General features: G+C 72.3%; 16 protein-coding genes. 15 read left to right on the top strand and 1 reads right to left on the bottom strand.

The window, feature by feature from the left end; all coding sequences use genetic code 11:
- Positions 1-25: 25 nt before the first annotated feature.
- On the bottom strand, positions 26-1,150 hold the full coding sequence (locus ACZ52C_RS40960) for a YihY/virulence factor BrkB family protein (protein WP_469079621.1): 1,125 nt from the start codon (positions 1,148-1,150) through the stop codon (positions 26-28).
- A 593-nt stretch (positions 1,151-1,743) separates the two neighbouring features.
- Between ACZ52C_RS40960 and ACZ52C_RS40955 the strand changes: the two genes are divergently transcribed.
- The 15 genes from ACZ52C_RS40955 to cysD form a co-directional block, all read left to right on the top strand.
- Positions 1,744-4,230 carry a Pls/PosA family non-ribosomal peptide synthetase gene (locus ACZ52C_RS40955; RefSeq protein WP_469079620.1) on the top strand — a complete coding sequence of 829 codons (2,487 nt, stop codon included), beginning with the start codon at positions 1,744-1,746 and terminating at the stop codon, positions 4,228-4,230.
- 14 nt (positions 4,231-4,244) lie between these two features.
- On the top strand, positions 4,245-6,857 hold the full coding sequence (locus tag ACZ52C_RS40950) for a non-ribosomal peptide synthetase (protein WP_469079619.1): 2,613 nt from the start codon (positions 4,245-4,247) through the stop codon (positions 6,855-6,857).
- Complete coding sequence (locus tag ACZ52C_RS40945; protein ID WP_469079618.1) at positions 6,854-8,026, top strand: TauD/TfdA family dioxygenase; 1,173 nt, start codon at positions 6,854-6,856, stop codon at positions 8,024-8,026. The genes ACZ52C_RS40950 and ACZ52C_RS40945 overlap by 4 nt, the downstream gene beginning before the upstream one ends.
- A 7-nt stretch (positions 8,027-8,033) precedes the next feature.
- Positions 8,034-9,077: a 2,3-diaminopropionate biosynthesis protein SbnB gene (gene sbnB / locus ACZ52C_RS40940; RefSeq protein WP_469079617.1), complete on the top strand. Its 1,044-nt coding sequence runs from the start codon at positions 8,034-8,036 to the stop codon at positions 9,075-9,077.
- 46 nt (positions 9,078-9,123) lie between these two features.
- A complete protein-coding gene (sbnA, locus tag ACZ52C_RS40935) occupies positions 9,124-10,134 on the top strand; it encodes a 2,3-diaminopropionate biosynthesis protein SbnA (RefSeq protein WP_469079616.1) in 1,011 nt (336 codons plus the stop codon).
- Positions 10,135-10,247: 113 nt separating this feature from the next.
- Positions 10,248-11,900: an acyl-CoA dehydrogenase family protein gene (locus ACZ52C_RS40930; protein WP_469079615.1), complete on the top strand. Its 1,653-nt coding sequence runs from the start codon at positions 10,248-10,250 to the stop codon at positions 11,898-11,900.
- A gap of 387 nt (positions 11,901-12,287) precedes the next feature.
- Complete coding sequence (locus ACZ52C_RS40925) at positions 12,288-13,616, top strand: helix-turn-helix domain-containing protein (protein WP_469079631.1); 1,329 nt, start codon at positions 12,288-12,290, stop codon at positions 13,614-13,616.
- Positions 13,617-13,807: 191 nt separating this feature from the next.
- The gene (locus ACZ52C_RS40920; protein ID WP_469079614.1) at positions 13,808-15,196 is read left to right on the top strand and encodes a hypothetical protein; all 1,389 of its coding nucleotides are present in this window, start codon (positions 13,808-13,810) and stop codon (positions 15,194-15,196) included.
- A 59-nt stretch (positions 15,197-15,255) separates the two neighbouring features.
- The gene (locus ACZ52C_RS40915) at positions 15,256-15,837 is read left to right on the top strand and encodes a GNAT family N-acetyltransferase (RefSeq protein WP_469079613.1); all 582 of its coding nucleotides are present in this window, start codon (positions 15,256-15,258) and stop codon (positions 15,835-15,837) included.
- A 92-nt stretch (positions 15,838-15,929) separates the two neighbouring features.
- The gene (locus ACZ52C_RS40910) at positions 15,930-16,013 is read left to right on the top strand and encodes a putative leader peptide (RefSeq protein ID WP_309474722.1); all 84 of its coding nucleotides are present in this window, start codon (positions 15,930-15,932) and stop codon (positions 16,011-16,013) included.
- 169 nt (positions 16,014-16,182) lie between these two features.
- Complete coding sequence (locus tag ACZ52C_RS40905) at positions 16,183-17,874, top strand: nitrite/sulfite reductase (protein WP_469079612.1); 1,692 nt, start codon at positions 16,183-16,185, stop codon at positions 17,872-17,874.
- Positions 17,871-18,050 carry a hypothetical protein gene (locus ACZ52C_RS40900; protein WP_469079611.1) on the top strand — a complete coding sequence of 60 codons (180 nt, stop codon included), beginning with the start codon at positions 17,871-17,873 and terminating at the stop codon, positions 18,048-18,050. The genes ACZ52C_RS40905 and ACZ52C_RS40900 overlap by 4 nt, the downstream gene beginning before the upstream one ends.
- Entirely contained in the window at positions 18,047-18,817 is a 771-nt protein-coding gene (locus ACZ52C_RS40895; protein WP_469079610.1) for a phosphoadenylyl-sulfate reductase, read from the top strand. Before ACZ52C_RS40900 ends, ACZ52C_RS40895 begins: the two co-directional genes overlap by 4 nt.
- A 74-nt stretch (positions 18,818-18,891) precedes the next feature.
- Positions 18,892-19,437: an adenylyl-sulfate kinase gene (cysC, locus tag ACZ52C_RS40890; protein ID WP_469079609.1), complete on the top strand. Its 546-nt coding sequence runs from the start codon at positions 18,892-18,894 to the stop codon at positions 19,435-19,437.
- Positions 19,434-19,966, top strand: a 533-nt coding sequence (gene cysD / locus ACZ52C_RS40885) for a sulfate adenylyltransferase subunit CysD (RefSeq protein WP_469079608.1), incomplete at its 3' end; no start/stop codon positions are given. The genes cysC and cysD, both read left to right, overlap by 4 nt.

Here is a 19,966-nt window from a genome sequence, read left to right as displayed (position 1 = left end):
GCCGACCCTCCTACTCCTCGCCCTCCTACTCCTCGCCCTTCTTCGCCGGGGAGCGCAGCCTCGAGGTCACGTCCTCCGGGGGGAGGAAGCGGGACCAGCGTTCCGGGAACTCGGAGGGCATGTCGGGGTCCTCCGGGTCGTGGGAGCGGGCGGCGGCGGCGCGGGCGACGTATTCGGCGGCCTGCTCCTCGCGGAGGCGCTCGTTCGCGGCGCGGGCCGCGGCCGTGGCGGCGGCGGGCCAGACGCGGTCGATCGCGGCGTTGACGGCGGCGCCGACGAGGACCGCGAAGGCGCCCACGCCGATCCACAGGAGGACGGCGACGGCGGCCGCCAGGGAGCCGTAGATCGTCGCGCCCTCGACCGTGTTCGTCAGGTAGATGCGGAGCAGGAAGCTGCCGAGCACCCACATGGCGAGCGCGACCAGGGCGCCGGGCACGTCCTCGACCCAGGGGGAACGCACCGGCACCGACACGTGGTAGAGCGTCGTGAGGAAGACGATGGACAGGACGATGACGACCGGCCAGTAGAGGACTTGGACGACGGTCGCGGACCAGGGGACGATCCGGACGACGGCGTCGGGGCCGGCCACCATCAGCGGCAGGGCGATCGAGCCGATCAGCAGGGCCACGATGAAGAGCAGGAACGCCATGAGGCGGGTCTTGACGATGCCGCGGACGCCGTCGAGGCCGTACATGACGGTGATGGTGTCGATGAAGACGTTCACCGCACGGGAGCCGGACCACAGGGCGAACAGGAAGCCTATGGAGATGACGTCGGGGCGACCGCCCTTCATCACGTCGTCCAGGATGGGCTGCGCGATCTGTGCGACGCCCTTCTCGGACAGCACCGTGCGCGACGCCTCCAGGAGGTTGAGCTCCAGGCTGGCGATGGTGTCGGCGCCGGTCCAGTCGTCGACGTAGCCGAGCAGGCCGATCATGCTGAGCAGCAGCGGCGGCACGGAGAGCAGCGTGAAGAACGCCGCCTCGGCCGCGAGGCCCAGGATGCGGTACTCGATGCAGGAGTTGACGGTGTCCTTCAGGAGCAGCCAGGCGGTCCTGCGCTTGGAGACGTCCCGGTAGAGGGCGCGGGCGCGGTGGAGACGCCCCTGGGGGCTCTCCGACGGTGGGGGTGACTGACTTGCTGACTGCACGCCCTAACGGTATCCGCCTGCGCGTGCCGCCCTCACCTCCCGGTGCCGCCCGCCGCGCCAGGCTCCGCGTGCGGCGCACGGCCCCCTCCGGTCGCGTCACGGGGCAGCAAACAAAGGGAAACCCAGGAGAAACCAAAGGTGATTCCGAATCGCCTTTTCTGTCATGAACGTGCTGGCCGAATCCTTGGGGGGCCGAAAGCGGAGTGTGCGGGCGTGTTTGTACCGTCCTTTCGGGAAGTTCCCCGCTGGAGCGGTGTGCGGGTTCATGTCCGACAGATCCGACGCGATCGGGAAAGGGGCGGGAAAGCGTCAATCACCCGGCCTCTCTTGACCCGTTCCCGAATGTGCCGAAAGAATCCGGATTGCATTCCGCTGCGCCTCTCCGGACCGGACGCCGGCCCAGCGCACACGGGGGCATCAGCCCAGGCCCCGACCAGGCCTGATCAATCCCGTCACATACGTCACCGCTCTCCGTTCCCGCAACCCTCCCCCCTCCTTCTGTCATTCCGCGCGCCGTCCCGTTCACCCCCGGGCGCCTTCCATCGCAATACCTGTCGCGGAGAAATTCAATGACATTGCCAGCGCCACGACCCGTGGCGGAAAAGCCGGGCGAGGTCCAGGGGGCCGAGCCGGACGCGGCGGAATCGTACACCGCCGTCGAGCGACTCCTCGCCGAAGTCCTGGCGGGCGTCGCACACGTCGAACACGTGCCCGCGGAAAGCCATTTCTTCGACGACCTCGGTGCCAACTCACTGACGATGGCTCATTTCTGTGCCCGCGTCCGGAAGCACCCCGACCTGCCGTCCGTGTCCATCCGGGACGTCTACACCCACCCGACGATCCGCGGCCTCGCCGCCGCGCTGACCGAGGCACCCCGGCCGCCGGCCGCCCCGCCGGATCCCGCCGAGACCGTGCGGCCGGCCAGCACGTTCCGCTATGTCCTGTGCGGGGTGCTGCAGTTGCTCCTCTTCGCCGGGTACTGCCTGCTCGCCACCTCCGGATACGTACAGGGGTACGAGTGGGTGGCGGACGCCTCCGGCATGGTCGAGGTCTATCTGCGCTCGGCCGTCTTCGGCGCGCTCGCCTTCCTGGCCCTGTGCGCCCTCCCGGTCGCCGCCAAGTGGCTGCTGGTCGGGCGGTGGAAGCCGGTGGAGTTCCCCGTGTGGGGCCTCGCGTATCTGCGGTTCTGGCTCGTCAAGGCACTGCTGCGCACCAGCCCGATGGTCCTGTTCGTCGGCAACCCGCTGTACGTGCTGTACCTGCGGGCCCTCGGCGCCCGCATCGGACCGGGCGTCACGATCCTCAGCCGCACCGTCCCGGTCTGCACCGACCTGCTGACCATCGGCGCGGGCACGATCGTCCGCGGGGAGTGCTCCTTCCTCTGCTACCGGGCGCGCGCCGGGCGCATCCGCACCGGACCCGTCACCCTCGGCCGGGACGCCTTCGTCGGCGAGCACACCGTCCTCGACATCGGCACCGCCCTGGGCGACGGCTCCCAGCTCGGCCACTCCTCCGCGCTGCGCGACGGCGAGTCCGTCCCGGCGGGCGAGAGCTGGCACGGCTCCCCCGCCCGCCCCACCGACGTGGACCACGTCCGGGTCCCCCCGCTCCCCGGCAGCACCCTGCGCCGGGCCGGCTACGGGCTCGCCGCCCTGCTCCAGACCCTGCTGCTGTACGTACCGCTGACCTTCGGCGGCGCCTATCTGCTGCTCACCGTCGCGCCCGAGCTGGACACCCTGCTCGACCCGACGTCGCGGCACACCACCTCCGCGCGCTTCTACCTCGAGGCGATGGCCCTGTCGCTCGCGCTGTTCGCGGGCTCGATCCTCGTCACGGCCGTCGTGGTGTTCGTCGTACCGCGACTGCTGCGCCCGCTGGTGAAACCCGACCGCGTCTATCCGCTGTACGGCTTCCACTACTCGGTGCACCGCGCGATCACCCGACTGACCAACCTCAGGTTCTTCACCTGGCTGTGCGGCGACAGCTCGTACATCGTCCCCTGCCTCACTGCCCTCGGATACGACCTCTCGCGCGTCGAGCAGACCGGCTCCAACTTCGGCACCGAGGTGCGGCACGAGACGCCGTACCTGGTGACGGTCGGCAGCGGCACGATGGTCGCCGACGGCCTCTCGGTCATGAACGCGGACTACTCCGGCACGTCCTTCCGGGTCTCCCGGACCGCGATCGGCGGCCACAACTTCCTGGGCAACGCCATCGCCTACCCGGTCGGCGGCCGGACCGGCGAGAACTGTCTGCTGGCCACCAAGGTGCTGGTGCCCCTCGACGGCGAGATCCGCGAAGGGGTCGGGCTGCTCGGCTCACCGCCCTTCGAGATCCCCCGCTCGGTCGAGCGCGACAGCCGCTTCGACCAGCTGCGCGAGGGCGCGGAGCTGAGCCGCAGGCTCGCCGCGAAGAACCGCTTCAACCTGCGCTCGATGGCACTGTTCCTGTTCCTGCGCTGGCTGCACGCCTTCGCCCTCACCGTCCTCGGCTTCACGGCCTTCGACCTGTACGGACACGGGGACGGCCCGGCCGCACCGCTCGCGCTCGCCGCGCTGCCCCTGGCGGCCCTGGTCCTCACCGTCCTCTACTACGCGCTGGTGGAGCGGTCCCTGACCCGCTTCCGTCCGCTGCGACCCCGGCTGTGCTCCATCTACGACCCCGTCTTCTGGCGGCAGGAGCGGCTGTGGAAGCTGCCGGACCAGCACATGGAGATGCTCAACGGCACCCCGTACAAGAACCTCGTCTGGCGGCTGCTGGGCGTCCGGATCGGGCGCCGGGTCTTCGACGACGGGGTCTACATCACCGAGCGGACGCTGACCGCGGTCGGGGACGACTGCACGCTCGCCGCCGGCAGCAAGATCCAGGCGCATTCGCAGGAGGACGGCACCTTCAAGTCCGACCACGTCACGATCGGCGCCGGCAGCACGCTGGAGGTCCAGGCGTTCGTCCACTACGGCGTGACGCTGGGCGAGGGGGCCGTGCTGGCGCCCGACTCCTTCCTGATGAAGGGCGAGCAGGTGCCGCCGCACGCGCGCTGGGGCGGGAACCCGGCGACGGAGACCACCGGAACACGGTGAATCGGGGGAAGAACATGGAACGGTCGAAGCCGGGCGACGCTGCCCGGACGTACTGGCACGAGGTGCTCACCGCCGGGGGGCGGACCGCGGTACCGCGGTGGAGCGCCGCCCCGGCGAAAGGGGTCGCCACCCACGAAGTACCGCTGCCGAAGGGCCTGTTGACGGCAGCGGACGGCACGGCTGAGCACAGCACGTCAGCAGACGGCGCGGCAGCGGGCAGCACGGAAGGCCGACGCCCCCGACGGGCCCCGCACTCGTGCGATCAGCTGGCGGACGGCACGGCGGCGGACGGCGCGATCGCGTTGCTCGCCGCGCACGCCAGGGTGCTCGCCGCCCTGTCGGGCGAGTTTGAGGTCACCATCGGCCTGCCGGCGGACGGCCGGCTGCTGCCCTGCCGGCTCACCGCCGCGCCCCGGGACACCTGGCGCGCCCTGCTGGAGCACACCCGCCGGGCCACCGCCGAGCTGCTGACGCACGCCGGGTTCCCGGTGGCCGCGCTGCGGCACGAACTGGGCCTGGAGGAACCGCGCTTCGAGACCGTGCTCGACATCGACGGGGGCGACGGCGACCTCGACGAGGGCGTGGTCCTGCGGGTCGGGCCGGTGCGCCGGGCCGAGGGTCCGGCGCTGCGGCTGCGGTACCGCACGGACGTGCTCGACGAGGACGCCGCGGCCCGGATCGCCGGGTACCACGTCGCCGCGCTCACCCGGCTCGCCGCCGAACCGGACGCCGAGCAGGGCCGGCGGAGCCTGGTGTCGGACGGTGAACTCCGCCTCCAGCTGGACGGGTTGGCCGGTCCGTACCGCGACCTGCCCGACCGCCGGGTGCACGAGCTGTTCGAGCAGCGGGTGGTGGCGCACCCGGACGCGGTCGCCGCCGTGCACGGCGACCGGCACTGGACCTACCGCGAGCTCAACTCCCGCGCCAACCAGCTCGGTCGGGCCCTGCTGGTCCGGGGCCTCGGCCACGAGGGCGTCGTCGCCGTGGTGACCGAGCGCAACCTGGACTGGATGGCGGCCGTCCTCGCGGTGTTCAAGGCCGGCGGCGTCTATCTGCCCGTCGAGCCGCACTTCCCCGCCGAGCGGGTCGCCACCACCCTCGCCCGCGCCGGCTGCGAGCTGGCGCTCACCGAGCGGGGCAGCACCGCCACGCTGGACCGGGCCCTGGCCGGCCTGCCCGGGGTGCGGCGGCTGCTGGTCGAGGACGCCTACGACGAGGCCCACCCGGACGCCGACCTCGGCCTGGAGATCGGCCCGGACCGGCTGGCGTACATCTACTTCACGTCCGGTTCCACGGGCGAGCCCAAGGGCGCGATGTGCGAGCACGCCGGGATGGTCAACCACCTGCACGCCAAGCTCGACGACCTCGGCATCGGCGAGGGGGACGTGGTCGCGCAGACCGCGCCCCAGTGCTTCGACATCTCCCTGTGGCAGCTGCTGGCCGCACCCCTGGCCGGCGGGCGGACGCTGCTCGTGGAGCAGGAGGTGATCCTGGACGTCGAGCGGTTCGTCGACCGGATCGCGGACGGCCGGGCGAACGTGGTCCAGGTGGTGCCGTCGTACCTCGAAGCGGTCCTCGCCCATCTGGAAGCCCACCCCCGCGAACTGCCCGACCTGCGCCGGGTGTCGGTCACCGGGGAGGCCCTGAAGAAGGAGCTGGCCGAGCGCTGGTTCGCCACCGAGCCGGGGGTCCCGTTGGTCAACGCCTACGGGCTGACGGAGACCTCGGACGACACCAACCACGAGGTGATGGACCGCGCGCCGGAGGGGGACCGGGTGCCGCTCGGCCGTCCCGTCCAAAACGTCCGGGTGTACGTCGTCGACGAGCACCTCGCGCTCGTGCCGCTGGGCGCGCCGGGGGAGATCGTCTTCTCCGGGGTGTGCGTGGGGCGCGGGTACGTCAACGATCCGGAGCGCACGGCGCGGGCGTTCACCAACGATCCGTACCGGCCCGGTGAGCGGCTCTACCGCAGCGGGGACCACGGGCGCTGGCGGCCCGACGGCAAGCTGGAGTTCCTGGGCCGCCGGGACACCCAGGTCAAGGTGCGCGGGTTCCGCATCGAGATCGGCGAGGTGGAGAACGCCCTGCTCAAGGTCGCGGGCGTACGGGACGGCGCGGTCGTGGTCGCCCGGGGCGCGCACCTGGTGGCCTTCCACTCGGGCCGGCCGCTCGCGGCCGAGGCGCTGCGGGACCGGCTGGCGGCGTCGCTGCCGGCGTACATGGTGCCGTCGGTGTTCCACTGGCGGGAGAGCCTGCCGCTGACCGCCAACGGCAAGGTCGACCGGCGGGCGCTGACCGCGCTGGCCGAGGAACTCGACGCGCTGCGGGGCGGGTCGGGGCGGCGCGCGGCCACCCCGACCGAGGAGCGGCTGGCCGCCGTGTGGGCCGAGGTGCTCGGGGTGCCGCGGGACCGGATCGGGCGGCACGACCACTTCTTCGACCGGGGCGGCACCTCGCTGTCGGCGGTGAAGCTGGCGATCGCCCTGGACCGGGTGGTGTCGCCCAAGGACGTGACCGCGCATCCGACCCTGGCCGGGCTGGCCGGGCTGATCGACACGAGGGCGGGGGCGGCGACCGGCGACGGAACGCCGCGCTCCGCCGCCGACACCGTGGGGAGGCAGTCGTGAGCTTTCTGAGCCGTCGACGCGGCGGAACGCGCCGCGGCCGCGGGGACACGGAGGCGACGCCGGCATCGGCCCCGGCCGCCCCCGCGCAGCCGGACCTCGACCTGTCGACCGACCTCCCCATCGAACTCTCCACCGACAGGCCGCCGTTCCTCACCGTCTCGCCCGCCGAACCCGCCGTCCGGTGGGTGGCCGGTCACCGGGGCGCCCTGCGGGCCGCCGTCGCCGAGCACGGCTCACTGCTCGTGCGCGGCCTCGGACTGCGCGACGCGGCGGAGGCGGGCGCCGTCTTCCACCAGGTGGCCGACACACTGACCACCGAGAGGGAGGCCTTCGCGCCACGCCGGACGTACGCGGACGGGGTGCACTCCTCGACCGCCTGGCCGTCGAACCAGCCGATGTGCATGCACCACGAGTCGAGCTACGCGCTGGACGTCCCCGGCCTGCTGCTCTTCGCCTGTCTGGAGGCCGCCGAGCGGGGCGGCGCGACCGGTATCGCCGATGCCGAGGCCGTCCTCGCCGCGCTGCCGCCGGAGTTGACCGAGCGGTTCGAGCGGGAGGGCTGGCTGCTCACCCGCTCGTACAACGACGAGATCGGCGCGTCGGTCGCCGAGGCGTTCGGCACCGCCGACCGGACGGTCGTCGAGGCGTACTGCCGGGCGCACGCGATCGAGTTCGCGTGGCGGCCCGACGGGTCGCTGCACACCCGGCAGCGGCGCCCCGCCGTGCTCCGGCATCCGGTGACCGGCCGCCGCTGCTGGTTCAACCAGATCGCGTTCCTCAACGAATGGACCATGGACCCCGAGGTCCGCGAGTACCTGGTGGACCTGTACGGGCCCGACGGCCTGCCCTTCAACACCCGCTACGGCGACGGCGATCCGATCGGCGCCGATGTCGTGGCGACGCTCAACGAGGTCTACGAGACGCACACCGTCCGCGCGCCGTGGCGGCCGGGCGACCTGCTGCTCGTGGACAACATCCGCTGCGCCCACAGCCGTGAGCCGTTCGAGGGCCCGCGCGAGGTGCTGGTGGGGCTGGCGGACCCGGTTCGGCCGGCCGGCCGCGACACGCAGGACCGCGACACACAGGACCGCGACACGCAGGACCGCGAAGCACAGAGCCGTGGCACGCGGGGTCACGGCCCCATGTCTCCGACGCGAAGGACGAGGTGAGCTTCCGATGACCGAGGTTCCGGGTTTCGCCGTGATCTCCGGCGCCCAGGTGCAGCAGGCCCTGCGGGGCCGCGAACGGGAGATCGTCGAACTGGTCGAGTCCGCCTATCTGCTGCACGGCGACGGGGAGTCGGGCGACACGGTCAACCCGCCGTCGTACTTCCTCCGCTTCCCCGACCGCCCCTCCTCGCGGATCATCGCGCTGCCCGCGTCGCTGGGCGGGAGTTTCCAGGTGGACGGCTTGAAGTGGATCTCCAGCTTCCCGGAGAACACGGCGTCCGGGCTGCCGCGCGCGTCCGCCGTGCTGATCCTCAACGACCACGCCACCGGCTATCCGTTCGCGTGTCTGGAGGCCTCGGTCATCAGCGCGACCCGGACGGCGGCGTCGGCGGCGCTGGCGGCCGACCGGCTGAGCGACGCGCGCCGGGGGGCGCCGCGCCCGGTCCGGGTCGGGTTCCTCGGCACGGGTCTGATCGCCCGGTACATCCACACGTTCCTCGCGGCGACCGGCTTCGCGTTCGAGGAGGTGGGGGTGCACGACCTGGCCGCGGAGAGCGCGAGGGGGTTCCAGGGGTACCTGGAGCGGTCCGGGGCGGACGGACGGGTGACCGTGTACGACAACGCCGAGGACGTGATCCGGGCGAGCGACCTGGTGGTCCTCGCGACGATCGCGGGCGAACCGCACATCCACGAGCCGAAGTGGTTCGCCCACAACCCCCTGGTGCTGCACGTGTCGCTGCGCGATCTCGCGCCCGAGGTGCTGCTCGCGTCGGCGAACTTCGTCGACGACGTCGAGCACTGCCTCAAGGCGAACACGTCACCGCACCTGACCGAACAGCTCACCGGAGCGCGGGACTTCCTCGACGGAACGCTCCATGACGTCCTCACCGGCCGGGCGACCGTGCCGGCGGACCGTCCGGTGGTCTTCTCGCCCTTCGGCCTCGGGGTCCTGGACCTCGCGGTCGGCGCCCATGTCCACGAGCAGGTGGCCCGCTCCGGCGGACTGCGGGTCGTGGACGACTTCTTCCACGAGCTGCGCCGCCACGGCTGACCGCCGGACGCAGCGAGTACGACATCGCACAACCAGGGGGGCAGCGGTGCCAGTCATATCCGTTCCCACGGACTTCAACGAGGAGGAGCTGTACGTCGATCTGCGCCAGGTCGTCGGACACGGGCTCTTCCTGAAGTGCGAGGGGTTCAACTTCGCCGGCTCGATCAAGCTCAAGGCCGCGTCCGAGATGGTGCGGGCCGCCGAACGGGAGGGACGGCTCGGGCCCGGCTCGACGCTCGTGGAGTCGTCGTCCGGCAATCTGGGCGTCGCGCTGAGCATGATCGCGGCGAGCCGGGGCTACCGGTTCCTGTGCGTGACCGACTCCCGGTGCAATCCGCAGACCCGGCGCGTGATCGAGGCGCTGGGCAGCCGGGTGCACGTCATCTCCGAGCCGGACCCGCACGGCGGTTTCCTGGGGGCGCGGATCTCGTACGTCCGCGCGCTGTGCGCCACCGACCCGCGGTACGTGTGGCTGGACCAGTACACCAACGAGGCGAACTGGCAGGCGCACTACCGCACCACCGCGCCCGCCGTCGCCCGGCAGTTCCCGCGGCTGGACGTGCTGTTCGTGGGGGTCGGCACCTCGGGGACGCTGATGGGCTGCGCCCAGTGGTTCTGGGAGCGGCGGCGCCGGGTGCGGATCGTGGCCGTGGACAGCGTCGGTTCGGTCGCGTTCGGCGGGGCGCCGGGCCGCCGGATGATCCCGGGGCTCGGCACGAGCGTGACCCCGCCGCTCCTCGACGCGTCCTACGTCGACGACGTCGTCCGCGTGGAGGAGATCGACACCGTGCGCGCCTGTCACCGCATGGCCCGCCGGGGTTTCCTCTTCGGGGGCTCCACGGGCACGGTCGTCAGCGGTGCCGCCGAGTGGCTGGCCCGCAACGGCTCGCCCGACACCACGGCGGTGGCGGTCTCCCCCGACCTCGGCGAACGCTACCTCGACACGATCTACCGGCCGGGCTGGCCGCTGGAGCAGTACGGGGAGGGCGTGCTCGACCCGGCGGAGGAGTTCGGCACGGGCGACCTGGGGACGGGCGAGCTGGCGGCGCCCGTCTGAGCCGGCCTCCGCGATCCGGCGCCGGACCGTCCTCGTCCGGCGCCGGACACCCGCCCGCCGGATACCGGTGAGCGTCGCCGTGACGACATCACACCGACGGGTAGGTTCCGGATATGGCATCCAGCACCCACGAAGTGACCAATCAGGCTCCGCCCCTGGTGGACTACGACGTCTTCACCGCCGACAAGGTGCTCGCGGAGGCGGTCGAGCGGCATCTGGCGCCGGAGGTCGTGGCGGAGGCACGGGACGAACTCGCCGGGTTCGGCCGTACGGCGGGCTCCCGGCAGGTGCAGGAGTGGGGGCGGCTCGCCGACGAGAACCCGCCGAAACTGCGGGCGTACGACCGGTACGGGAACCGGGTGGACGAGGTGGAGTTCCATCCGTCCTGGCACCGGCTGCTCGGCAAGGGCGTCTCCGCGGGGCTGACGGCGGCCTGGACCCGGCCCGGCGGTCATGTGCGGCGGGCGGCGGCGTTCGTCGTGTGGACCCAGGTCGAGGCCGGCAACGGCTGCCCGCTGTCCATGACCCACGCGGCGGTGCCCGCGCTGCGCACCGACCCCGCGCTGGCCGCCGAGTGGGAGCCCCGGCTGACGTCGCGGCTCTACGACTGGGACATGCGGCCCGCCGACCAGAAGGCCGGCGCCCTGTTCGGGATGGGCATGACCGAGAAGCAGGGCGGCAGCGACGTACGCGCCAACACCAGCGTGGCGCGGCCGCTGGCCGAGGACGGGACGTACGAGCTGACGGGCCACAAGTGGTTCTGCTCGGCGCCGATGTCGGACGGGTTCCTGGTGCTGGCGCAGGCCCCGGGCGGGCTGACGTGTTTCCTGGTGCCCCGGGTGCTGGCGGACGGCTCGCGGAACGTGTTCCGCATCCAGCGGCTGAAGGAGAAACTGGGCAACCGGTCCAACGCCTCCGCCGAGGTGGAGTTCGACGGGACATGGGCGCGCCGGGTCGGGGACGAGGGGAGCGGGGTGCGCACCATCATCGGGATGGTGGCGGCCACCCGGCTGGACTGCGCCCTGGGCGCGGCCTCGTTGATGCGGCAGGCGGTGGCGCAGGCGGTGCACCACTGCTCCCATCGTGAGGCGTTCGGCGGGCGGCTGGTCGACAAGCCGCTGATGCGCAATGTGCTGGCCGATCTGGCGCTGGAGTCGGAGGCGGCGACGACGCTGGCGATGCGGCTGGCGGCGGCGTACGACGCGGCCGAGGCGGGCGAGGCGGGCGACGAGAGCGAACGTTCGTTCTTGCGGCTCGCGGTGCCGGTCGCCAAGTACTGGGTCACCAAGCGCTGTGCCCCGCTGGTGGTGGAGGCCTCCGAGTGCCTGGGCGGAAACGGCTACGTCGAGGAGTCCGGCATGCCGCGCCTGGTGCGCGAGTCCCCGCTGAACTCCGTCTGGGAGGGCGCCGGGAACGTGCAGGCGCTCGATGTGCTGCGCGCCCTCCAGCGCGAACCGCAGGCGCTCGACGCCTACTTGCGCGAGGTGGGCCGGGCGCGGGGCGCCGACCACCGGCTCGACGGCGCGATCAAGGGCGTGCTGACCGAACTGGCGGATCTGGACGGCATCGAGGCCCGCGCGCGCCGGCTCGTGGAACGGCTGGCGCTCGTCCTCCAGGGCGCGCTCCTCACGCGGTTCGCGCCGCCGGCGGTCGCCGACGCCTTCTGCGCCTCCCGGCTCGGCGGCGACTGGGGCTCGGCGTTCGGCACGCTGCCGCACACCCTGGATCTGGCCTCGGTGGTGGCCCGGGCGCGTCCGGTGAGCTGAGCCGCAGCCGTACGGGGGGCATCCCTCCTCGCGGCGGGCGCCCCCTCTTTCGAGTGGTGCGACCGGGCCGTCCGAGGCGGGGGTGGTGCTGCGCCGACACGGCACCACCCCCGCTTCTGTGGCCCCTTGGAGCGGAGCGCGGACGCCGCACCGGGCGACGTTGAACAAGTTTCAAGGAGCACGGGCCGGTCCGCCAGGGTTGCAGGGGGTTGCAACCGATCCGCGCTCTGTGGCCGGAGGCCGCCCTTCCGTGGCCGAAGAACGGCACACTGGGAGACCCGCAGTCGAACCCGCAGTCAACACCGTCGCGCGGATCCCGATTTCCACGGCCACCAGGGCCGTGAAGGGGGCCGGCCCGCCGGGGAGGAACGTGTGCCGCACTCGCCGATGGAAGTCACGCGGCTGACCGCCACGGACGCCGCCCGGGCGGCCCGGGTCCTCGGCGAGATGCGCGCCTCCACCCTCGACGGACGGCCGTCGAAACCCGCCCCGCGCCCCGCGATCCGGGAGTCCTGGGGCCGCATGGTGCGCGGCGGCGTCGACCCCGACCACGACTTCCGGTCCGACCTCCTCGGCCGCGACGAGGTCGAGCGCCGCCGCCGGACCTCACCGCTGCGTCATGTCCTGCCGGTGCTCCGCGAGGGGCTGTTGTCGCTGGCGGACACCACGCAGCACATCATGATGGTCGCGGACGCCGACGCCCGGGTGCTGTGGCGCGAGGGCAGTACGGCCGTGCTGCGCAAGGCCGACGGGCACGGACTCGGGATCGGCTCGGACTGGCGCGAGGAGACCGTCGGCACGAACGGCGTCGGCACGCCCCTGGTCTCCCGCCGCGCCGTCCAGGTGTTCTCCGCCGAGCACTTCGTGCGCGCCCTGCACCCGTGGACCTGCACGGGCGCCCCCATCGTCGATCCCCGCGACGGCCGTCTCCTCGGCGCGGTCGACATCAGCGGGCCCCTGGAGACCCTGCACCCCTCCACGCTCGCGCTCGTCGACTCGGTCGCCAAACTCGCCCAGGCGCACCTGCGGGAGCTGCACCTCGCCTCGCTCGAACAGCTGCGGGCGGTGGCGGCCCCGGTGTTGGCCCGCATCGGCGGCCGCGCGATCGCCGTCGACCGGGACGGCTGGACGGCCGCGGTCACCGGTATGCCGTACACCAGCCGGGTGGCCCTGCCCAAGTCCCTCTCCCCCGGCCGCTGCCGGCTGCCGGCGCTCGGTCCGTGCACCGTCGAGCCGCTGCCCGCGGGCTGGTTGATACGGCCCGCGGCGGAGCCCGCGTCCGCCTCGACCGCGACGCACATCACCCTCGACGTCTCCCACCCGCGCAGCTGGACCGTCACCGTCGTCGGCTGCGCGGGCTCCTGGACCCATGAGCTGACCCCCCGCCACGCCGAACTGCTGTACCTGCTCGCCCTGCACCGGGGCGGGCGCAGCGCATCCGCCCTCGCCGACGACATGTTCGGCGACCCCGCGCGCACGGTCACGGTCCGGGCGGAGATGTCCCGGGTGCGCCGTTATCTCGGTCCCTTCCTCGATCACCGGCCGTACCGTTTCACCGAGCGCGCCGAGGTCGAAGTCCTGCTTCCGGAGAGCCCGTTGGACCTGCTGCCGCACTCGGTGGCGCCGGGGGTGGTGCGGTCGCGGGGCGGTGCGCCGGGTGGCCTCCTGCGGGCGGACGGGCCCCCGGGGCACGAGCGGGCCGGGCCGAACCTGTGAGCCCCCGCCGAACATCCCGTCCTCGTACCGGTGAACGGATCATGGCCCCGGGGTGAGGGATCTCCCTGTATTTCCCGGGACCTCGGCGTGACACGTGTCCCACTGACGTAGCATCGCTGCCAGGCCGCCCCACCTGCCTCTCCGTCAAGATCTTGTTCTCGGTGAGCAGTTGGCCGTCCCCGGGAGGTTTGATGAAGCACCGCGGCAGGCACCGACGACGCAGAAGGGGGCGTGCGCTGCGCGCGTCCCTGGCGGGGACCGCGCTGGCGCTCACGGCGGCCGCCACCCTGATCAGCACGTCGCAGGCGGCGGGCGGCGATACGCCGGGCGCCCTCTCCTCGATCACCTCCTCCGGTGAGCTGCGCGCGCTCCAGCTGCGCGAGACCCTGACCGACGGCGCCGGGCCGCGCGCCCTCGCCGACGAGACGGGCGGCGGGGTCGGGCTCGACGAGGTGCTGGGCAGCGCGAACCACGCGATGCGCACCGAGGCCGACTGCTTCCGCACCGAGCAGGACAATCTGCCCGTGGAGCCGGCGGCGGTGCGGGCGTACTGCTGGGAGCCGGGTGACGCGGTCGACGACCGGTGGGTCCCCCGCTCGGTCACCACCTCGCGGGACAACCGGGTCATCGCGTCCGGCTGGACACACAGCGGCGCCGGGGGCCGCGTCCGCGCCGACGGCTCGGTGGCCTCCGGCGCCGACGACGCGGGGCTCGCCAGGGTCGCGTTCGTCGACGCCCGTGATCCGTCGGACCTGAGGTACCGCTGGGTGCTGCTGGTCGTGCCGACGGCCGACGAGCGGGGCTTCGAGGGGTTGCGCGCGCGGCTCGGCGGTATGGCCTGGTACCAGGACAAGCTGATCGTCACCGCCCGGGGCCCGGGGAGCCGGGGCGGGCAGGACGACTCCCTGTACGTGTTCGACCTGGCCCGCTTCCTGCGCGCCGACGTGACCGACAGCGAGGCGGTCGGCAGGTCGGGCGAGGGCTGGTCGGCCCACCACTACCGGTACGCGCTGCCGGCGGTCGCCTCCTACACCCCGGCGGCGGGCGGTAGCTGTGACGCGCGCAACGCCGACGGGGTACCCTGCCTGGGCTCGCTCTCCCTGGACCGGACGTCGACCCCGCCGAGCGTCGTCGCGAGCGAGCGCTCCCGGCCGGGCGGCGAGCGGCCCACCCGCGTCTGGCGCTATGCCCTCGACCTCACCGGCGACCGCACCGGCCTGCTCACCACCACGGGCCGCCGGAGCGAGGCGGTCGCCACCGAGGCGTACGAGACGGAGGCCTCCGGGGTCCGGGGCGTCCTCGCCCACCAGGGGAACTGGTACGTCGACCAGGCCGCCGAGGAGCGCGAGAGCCACGGCACGCTCTGGCGGCAGGACGAGGACGGCGCCGAGGCCGCGACCTGCACGGCGGACCGGGCCGGCGTGCGGTCGGACCTGCGCTCGGGCGCCTGCTGGGGACGCCACACCACCTCCCTCTCCTACTCACCGGAGACGGACGAGATCTGGACCCTCACCACCCCCATCCCGGAACGCGTGCTGTACGCGGCGAAACTGTCGGACATCGACGACGCGCTCGACTAGGCGCCGGCCCCCCGGCCCGGCCTTGGAGGCGGGACGGGGGGCGTGGTTCCCTGGGCCCCATGAGCAGCAGCACCGTCACCACCTGGTCCTTGGAGCAGACCTCGCCGAGCGATCTGCTTCCCGCCGCGGCGCCGAAGGGCGACGACGTCCGTGTCGTGCGCGCCGAGGTCCCCTCCCCCGAGTTCAGCCGCTTCCTGTACGCCTCGGTCGGCGGGGACGTCCTGTGGATCGACCGGCTGTCGTGGTCGTACGAGCGGTGGCGGGAGCACCTGGAGCGGCCGGGCGTGGAGACCTGGGTCGCCTACGACCGGGGCACGCCCGCCGGTTATGTGGAGATGGAGCCGCAGGACGGCGGGGTCGTGGAGATCGTCTACTTCGGGCTGATCCCGGGGTTCCGGGGGCGGCGCATCGGCGGGCATCTGCTGTCGTACGGGACGGCCCGTGCCTGGGACCTCGCCGAGCGGTGGCCGGGGCTGCCGCCCACCAAGCGGGTCTGGCTGCACACCTGCTCCCGGGACGGCGAGCACGCGATGGCGAACTACCTGCGGCGGGGTTTCGCCCTGTTCGACACGAAGGTGACGGAGGAGCCCGACGCGACGGCGCCGGGGCCCTGGCCCGGCGCGGCCCCGTCCACACCATGACCCACATCACATCGTCTCGCGATGCGAGACATCCTTGTCCGGAATATGGATGACGGTGGACTCGGTCTAAAGAGGCGTGCCACGCTTCCGTCATGTCTGGAACTGGAATTGCCTTGGTGAGTCGGCGGCACGTCGACCTCGGCCGCATGTCCAGCGCCATCTGTCCGGTGAGCTGAGCCCGACCGCGAGGGGTTGGACGACCCCGGGCGACAGCGCCGCACCCTTCTCTGTTTCAGCCCGCGCAAGGACGCGCAGGCGTCGCACACGCCGCCCGCGTGTGCCCGCATGCGCGCGCAAGCGCGGGTCAGAGCCGCTTCCACGCCTTTCCCGAAGGACATACACACCATGGCCGCCACCCCGCAGAACCCCGCCACGCCCCGCCGCAAGGTGAGCCGTCACCGTGGCGAGGGCCAGTGGGCCGCGGGTCACTTCACCCCGCTGAACGGCAACGAGCAGTTCAAGAAGGACGACGACGGTCTCAATGTGCGGACGCGCATCGAGACGATCTACTCCAAGCGCGGATTCGACTCCATCGACCCCAACGACCTGCGCGGCCGCATGCGCTGGTGGGGCCTGTACACCCAGCGCAAGCCCGGCATCGACGGCGGCAAGACCGCGATCCTGGAGCCGGAGGAGCTGGACGACAAGTACTTCATGCTGCGGGTGCGCATCGACGGCGGTCGGCTGACCACCCGGCAGCTGCGGGTGATCGGCGAGATCTCGCAGGAGTTCGCGCGCGGCACGGCCGACATCACCGACCGGCAGAACGTGCAGTACCACTGGATCCGCGTCGAGGACGTGCCGGAGATCTGGGAGCGGTTGGAGGCCGTCGGCCTGTCCACCACCGAGGCCTGCGGCGACACCCCTCGTGTGATCATCGGCTCACCCGTCGCCGGGATCGCCGCCGACGAGATCATCGACGGCACGCCCGCGATGGAGGAGATCAGCCGGCGCATCATCGGCAACCCCGCCTTCTCGAACCTGCCCCGCAAGTTCAAGTCCGCGATCTCCGGTTCTCCGCTGCTCGACGTGGCGCACGAGATCAACGACATCGCCTTCGTCGGTGTCCGCCACCCCGAGCACGGCCCCGGCTTCGACCTCTGGGTCGGCGGCGGTCTGTCCACCAACCCCAAGATCGGGCAGCGGCTCGGCGCCTGGGTCCCGCTGGACGAGGTCGCCGACGTCTACGAGGGCGTCATCTCGATCTTCCGTGACTACGGCTACCGGCGGCTGCGCACCCGCGCCCGGCTGAAGTTCCTGCTCGCCGACTGGGGCACGGAGAAGTTCCGCCAGGTCCTGGAGGACGAGTACCTGAAGCGGAAGCTGGTCGACGGCCCCGCCCCCGACCAGCCGGTGGCCCGCTGGCGCGACCACGTGGGTGTCCACCAGCAGAACGACGGCCGCTACTACGTCGGGTTCGCCCCGCGCGTCGGCCGGGTGGACGGCACCACGCTGACGAAGATCGCCGACCTCGCCGAGGCGCACGGCTCCGGACGGGTCCGCACCACCGTCGAGCAGAAGATGATCGTGCTCGACGTCACCGAGGAGCAGGTCGACTCGCTCGTCGCCGGCCTGGAGGCACTGGACCTCACCGTCAACCCGTCGCCGTTCCGGCGCGGCACGATGGCCTGCACCGGCATCGAGTACTGCAAGCTCGCCATCGTCGAGACCAAGGCGCGCGGCTCCCTGCTGATCGACGAACTGGAGCGCCGGATCCCGGACTTCGACGAGCCGATCACCATCAACATCAACGGCTGCCCGAACGCCTGCGCGCGTATCCAGGTGGCGGATATCGGTCTCAAGGGCCAGCTCATGCTCAACGACCAGGGCGAGCAGGTCGAGGGCTACCAGGTGCACCTGGGCGGCGCGCTCGGCCTGGAGGCCGGCTTCGGCCGCAAGGTGCGCGGTCTGAAGGTCACCGCCGACGAGCTCCCCGACTACGTCGAGCGCGTGCTCAAGCGCTTCCAGGAGGAGCGCGAGGACGGCGAGCGGTTCGCCACCTGGGTCGGCCGGGCCGCCGAGGAGGCCCTGTCGTGAGCGAGCGCGCCACGCCCTTCTACTGCCCCTACTGCGGTGACGAGGACCTGCGCCCCAACGAAGAAGGTCACGGGGCGTGGGAATGCGGGGCGTGCAATCGAGCCTTCCAGTTGAAGTTCCTCGGGCTGTTGTCCCGGGGGCTGCAACGAGCCGACAGCGGAGGGGATCACATATGACTGCCGTTCAGGCGGATTCCGATACATCCGCGTCCCAGGCGGACGCAGCCGATCAGGAGGCGACCGACCCGGACGCGGCGAAGCGCGCCGAGCTCAAGGCGCTCGCCGAGCAGGCCGGCCGCGATCTGGAGGACGCCTCGGCCCTGGAGATCCTCCAGTGGGCCGTGGACACCTTCGGCAAGCGCTTCTGCGTGACCTCCTCCATGGAGGACGCGGTCGTCGCGCACCTCGCCTCCCGGGCCAGGCCCGGCGTCGACGTCGTGTTCCTGGACACCGGCTACCACTTCCCGGAGACCATCGGCACCCGGGACGCCGTCGAGGCCGTGATGGACGTCAACGTCATCACGATCACCCCGCGGCAGACGGTCGCCGAGCAGGACGCCGAGTACGGGCCCAGGCTGCACGACCGCGACCCCGACCTGTGCTGCTTCCTGCGGAAGGTCAAGCCGCTGGAGGAGGGCCTGACCCGCTTCGACGCGTGGGCGACCGGACTGCGCCGCGACGAGTCCGAGAGCCGAGCGAACACCCCGGTCGTCGGCTGGGACGAGAAGCGCGGCAAGGTCAAGATCTCCCCGATCGCCCGCTGGACGCAGGACGACGTGGACGCGTACGTGGCCGAGCACGGCGTGCTCACCAACCCCCTGCTCATGGACGGCTACACCTCCGTGGGCTGCGCCCCCTGCACCCGGCGGGTGGCCCCCGGCGAGGACGCGCGGGCGGGCCGCTGGGCGGGCAACGCCAAGACCGAGTGCGGGCTGCACCTGTGACCGAGACAGCCGAGACCGTCGGGAACACCGGCCCCGGGACGGGCCGTGCTCCCGCGACGAACCAGGAGAACCCAGTGACGACCGGAGCCACCGGAGCCACCGTCTGGCTCACGGGTCTGCCGAGCGCCGGCAAGACCACCATCGCCCACGAACTCGCGGGCCGACTGCGCGCGGAGGGCCACCTCGTGGAGGTCCTCGACGGCGACGAGATCCGTGAGTTCCTCACCGCGGACCTCGGCTTCAGCCGCGCCGACCGGCACACCAACGTGCAGCGCATCGGCTTCCTCGCCGACCTGCTCGCCCGCAACGGCGTCAAGGCGCTCGTGCCGGTCATCGCGCCGTACGCCGACAGCCGCGAGGCGGTCCGCAAGCGCCACGCGGCGAGCGGTGCCGCGTATGTCGAGGTGCATGTGGCGACGCCGGTCGAGGTGTGCTCCGTACGCGATGTGAAGGGGCTGTACGCCAAGCAGGCGGCCGGTGAGATCTCCGGGCTGACCGGTGTGGACGACCCCTACGAGGCCCCCGAGAACCCTGACCTGCGCATCGAGTCGCAGGACCAGACGGTCCAGGAGTCCGCGGCGCTGGTCCACCAGCTGCTCACCGAGAGGGGTCTGGCATGACGACGACCGTCGCCGCCGTCTCCGGGGAGACCGGCACCCCGTACACGCTGTCGCACCTGGACGCGCTGGAGTCCGAGGCCGTCCACATCTTCCGCGAGGTCGCGGGCGAGTTCGAGCGGCCGGTGATCCTCTTCTCCGGCGGCAAGGACTCCATCGTCATGCTGCACCTGGCGCTGAAGGCGTTCGCGCCCGCCGCGATCCCGTTCTCCCTGCTGCACGTGGACACCGGACACAACTTCCCCGAGGTCCTCGACTACCGGGACCGCACGGTCGCCGAGCACGGGCTGCGGCTGCACGTGGCCTCCGTCCAGGACTACATCGACCGCGGGGTCCTCAAGGAGCGCCCGGACGGCACCCGCAACCCCCTGCAGACCGTGCCGCTCACCGAGAAGATCCAGGCGGAGAAGTTCGACGCCGTCTTCGGCGGTGGCCGACGGGACGAGGAGAAGGCCCGCGCCAAGGAGCGGGTGTTCTCGCTGCGGGACGAGTTCTCCCAGTGGGACCCGCGCCGCCAGCGCCCCGAACTGTG

Source organism: Streptomyces sp. NPDC034049, from assembly GCF_055575575.1.
The sequence above is the reverse complement of the archived record's forward strand: the minus strand, read 5'-3'. Positions and strand labels throughout refer to the sequence as shown.